The organism is Acetobacter okinawensis JCM 25146, from assembly GCF_000613865.1.
Taxonomy (GTDB): Bacteria; Pseudomonadota; Alphaproteobacteria; order Acetobacterales; family Acetobacteraceae; genus Acetobacter; species Acetobacter okinawensis.
Window position 1 is genome coordinate 1 of sequence record NZ_BAJU01000085.1, and the last position, 3837, is coordinate 3837.

At 63.0% G+C, this 3837-nt stretch carries 5 protein-coding genes; all 5 read right to left on the reverse strand.

Translation table 11 applies throughout. The annotated features are described in order from the left end of the window. On the reverse strand, nt 1–837 hold an 837-nt coding region (locus JCM25146_RS20160; protein WP_035372878.1), incomplete at its 3' end, for an AAA family ATPase. Continuing rightward, nucleotides 834–965: a hypothetical protein gene (locus tag JCM25146_RS24710; RefSeq protein ID WP_277909624.1), complete on the reverse strand. Its 132-nt coding sequence runs from the start codon at nt 963–965 to the stop codon at nt 834–836. The genes JCM25146_RS20160 and JCM25146_RS24710, both read right to left, overlap by 4 nt. Further along, nucleotides 962–1432 (reverse strand): hypothetical protein, encoded by a 471-nt coding sequence (locus JCM25146_RS15510; protein ID WP_025829172.1) that lies wholly within the window; start codon nt 1430–1432, stop codon nt 962–964. Before JCM25146_RS15510 ends, JCM25146_RS24710 begins: the two co-directional genes overlap by 4 nt. Further along, entirely contained in the window at nt 1429–3183 is a 1755-nt protein-coding gene (locus JCM25146_RS15515; RefSeq protein ID WP_025829174.1) for an SIR2 family protein, read from the reverse strand. The genes JCM25146_RS15510 and JCM25146_RS15515 overlap by 4 nt, the downstream gene beginning before the upstream one ends. A 395-nt stretch (nt 3184–3578) precedes the next feature. Beyond that, the coding region (locus JCM25146_RS23090; protein ID WP_206777544.1) for a hypothetical protein at nt 3579–3837 on the reverse strand (259 nt) is incomplete at its 5' end.

Genomic DNA, 3837 nt, shown 5'->3' on the forward strand with positions numbered 1-3837 from the left:
CGCGGCGATGGATGCAGACGGAGCCGCTCCCGCCGCCCGCGCGAGCTCCCGCCGGATCGAACCCAGTTCACGCCGGCGGTCGGTAATTATCCGCAGGCGTTGCTCGTCATCCGTGGGTGAAAGCGCTTGGTCGATGGCGTCCAGCTTGCGTTCGTCGAACTCCACGACGAGTCCGAGCGTGTCCGCCGCCTTCCTTATATCCGACATCTGGACGCCGATGTCCTCAATGATTTGGAGCAGACTGAGCTTCTGGTCCTTAATGAGCGCCTCCAGCCGCGTCTTCTCCAGCTCGTTCTCCGACCAGCCGTCGACGACCTTGCGGACGTTGCGCACGTCCCCGAATGGCTTCAGCCCGGTCTCGATGGCGTCGAGGCGGTCCAGGCGCAGCAGTTCGCCGACGAACTTCGCCAGCGGGGAATCCGCGCCGCTTCCCGAATCTTGGTAGATTTGCAGGAGCTGCCCGAGTAGCGCTTGCGGCAGGTAGCTCCGCTCGCTGAAGAACGACGCGAGCGCCGCATTGAAGGAGGTCGACGTCGCAATTCCGTCGGGGGAGAGCGTGGCGCCGTACTTGGCCGCTCCGGTACCCACAGTAGCCACCGACACGCTGCCCTGTGCGGCGGACCGGTGCATGAGCTGTGATGCGTAACCCGGGTCTGCCCGCCGAAGCGACTGGACGCCTCCCGTCAGCGCAAGCTCGATGGCCGACAGAAGGCTCGTCTTGCCGGCGCCGTTCTCACCATGCACGAGCACGACCTGCGCGTCGAGCGGGGCGTGCACGTGCCCGCGGATACTACGGAAGTCGGTGACGTCCAATTCCTTGAGAAGAAGGTCGGTCATGCTTTCTCCTCCTTTTTGACGAGCGCCGCATCGATTAGGCTCGCGATTGCCTCGGTCACGGCCTCCTCGCCGCGCTCCGCCGCGTCCATGATGGTCTTGATTGTGGCTCCATCGACGACGTTCTTCAACGCCTTCTCCAGTTGCTCCTGCGCCGTGCCGTCCTGCTCGTCGGCGCCTGCTGCGGGATCGACAGAGGTAGCAGCACTCGGAGGCTGTCTTCCAGGCAGTTGACCGCCTGATCGACGGGAAGCGTATCGACGTGCAGAACGCGTGCGGTGTCCGTCAGCTCCTCGATGTCGCCGGGCAGCGTTGCGCCGGCGAGCACGACCGTCAGAACGTATCGCGATGCCGTAACGTCGAGCGCGCGGCTTAGCGCCTGAACACGCGCACGAACACGCGCGCCATCGCTGTCACCGAACGATCCCGCCGTGGTGTCGATCAGAAGCACGAGGTCAAGTGCCCGACCGTGCCGACCGCGAAGCGCACCGGTGAACTGGAACTCGACGCCAGCCATCCTGAACGGAGTCGGTAGGTCGTCGTATCCGGCTTCGTTGAGGCGCTGGCGGATGGCGGCAATAAGGGGGGACGAGGTCATAGCATCACCTCGGCGGCGAAGGCTGCACGCAGTTCGTCGATGTCGCTGGACGCTTGTAGGAGGCTCTCTACGCTTACATGGGAGGGGGCGAGCGATCCTGTCCGACCCGGCGCGCTCGATGGCGACCTGCTTGAGCGGGAGGCCATCGTGAGATGCCAAGTGTCGTCGGAGTGGATGACGAGGGCATTGTCGTTGGTATAGGCGTTGTCAGCCTGCAGGCGGATCGCTTCGGACGCCGACTTCACGAGGAAGACGGGACGGGCAGGCGCTCCGGCGCGACATGCCTGAAGCGAGGCGACCCCGGCGGACAGATCGTCGTTCGCTGGCGACGCGAGCGACCACTGAGCTGTCGATCGGCCATAGTCCAGTAGTGCGAGCATGATGGCGAGATGCCCGAGCCTGCTAGCCCGGGCATTCTGGTCCGTCGCCAGCAGACCGATTGTATTCGGACTGATCGGCTCGTAGGCTGCCGGGTCATGCTGGAGCTGCCCGCCCCGGAAGACGGACATTGCGCGTGACCAGAGAGCGATGCCCGTGTTGACGGCGGGCGTCCGGCTCTGGTCCACATTGTCGACAAGGGCGCCGTCGGCCATCTGGTCACGAAGCGCATTTACGGAGGCGGTCAGAGGGGCGAGAAGCGCGCCTCTGCCGCTCGCGTCGAGCGCGAGCCCCATCAGGCAGTTGAGCTTGTCGGCGACCGTCTTGAGCACCAGGGCGACCAGGACCTGTTCGCCCCACGCCCGCATGTGGCTAGCCGCGTTTATCGCTGACACGTTTCCGTTATACTCATCGCCATAGACGATCCGCAGGACGTCGCGTTGACCTTGGGTGATCTGGTCCTCGCAGAAAACGTGGCCCGGGGCGTCCGGCGCGCATGGCCAGGGCCACTTGTTGATTCCGGTCGCCGCCGCGAACACGCCCTGCAGGTTCATGTCCTGTATCGACAAGCCCAGAACCATCGTCTTGCGATTCGTGGCGATCCCGAGCACCTCGTTCCGCATAGCGGCGAAGTCCGGGTTGTTCGGCCACATCGCGATTTGCGTGTGGCTGCCGGTTAGAAAACGGCGATATCGCCCCTCGTCCTGCTCAGCGTGGATGATGCATCCGTGGAACTTCAGCAGCCTCGCCTGACCAGGAGGATCACGGAGCTGGTCGGGGTCCACGACGACCTGAAGGATTCCGGGGATGCTGCCGCCGAGACGATGGATGGCGGCTTCGATGAAGCCGTCCCAGTTTCCGGATGCGATGGTCTTGATGGCACCCTCAAGCACGAGGAGCGCGATACAGAGATGCGACGCTGCCGGCGGTGGCGGATTTTCGAACTGCCGCCGGATGTCGATCGCCGTCCAGAGGATGAAGTCGCCGGGATCTGCACCAACGCGGATATCGAGGACGCGGGAATAGTTATTCCAGAGCGCGTTGACGATCGCATCGCGCGCTCCCCACGCCACGAACGCCAAGTGGAGGTCGGCGCCGACTGCCGTTCGATCCGTTCCGGCTAGCTGCAGCGCCTCGTCGAGCGCGGGCATGTATTCGGCTTCGGTCGCCGGATCGACTGCTCGTATGCGAAGATATTCTATCGCCGCGGCGATGAGGCCGCCCAGGCTCGGTGCCTTCCGCGAGATACCCGAACCGACCCACAAAGCAAATTCGCCGTTCTCGACGGCCTTCGCGGTGGCGGCGAATTCGCCGTCGAGCTTCTCCAGAACTTGGCGCACGGTGATGTTGGTCGCGTTGGGTGCAAGTCCCACTTCATGCCTCCCCGATCGGCATGACACGAGTCACCCGGAAAACCTCAATGTTATGCACGATCCCTTTGGAGTGCAACACATTCCGGCTAAGTCCGGGGAAGACGCTGAGCTAGCTCGCGCCGGGTTCGTGTCGCGGTTCAAGCTGATCGGCCGCAGGTGGTTCCTGTCGATCTCTGCTACATTCGCCTTCATTGAAGACGGCCTCCGGCCGTACCAATTCTCCAGCCCACGAAGCTGAACGGATGACCGGTTCTCGGCAATGGGATCGGACCTGCGAACGGCCAGCATTGGGTTTTCCCGAACACGACGGCCCGATGAACGAATGTCAGCAAAGCGCCTCGGCTCGCCCGGAATCTGGCAGAGTACAAACCGCCGAGGTCGGTCGGCCCATGAGATCAGAGGCGCAAACGCTGAAAGTCGGCATTTGATAAGATCCGCCGTTCGCCACGTCGTCGGTGAACGGCAGAAATGTCCCAAACTCGGCCTATTGACGTGAGTGTGACAACATCAGCTTTCGGGAAACTACAAAAATCGTCAAGACGTCCAAGATGAGGCAATTCTGTTGAAAAAGTCGCTTGCTGTGTCGGGCGGATCTGGGCTTGTGAGAAGTTTGATGCGGCTGTCTCCTTCAGGTGGCCCTCTGGAGGGAGATGG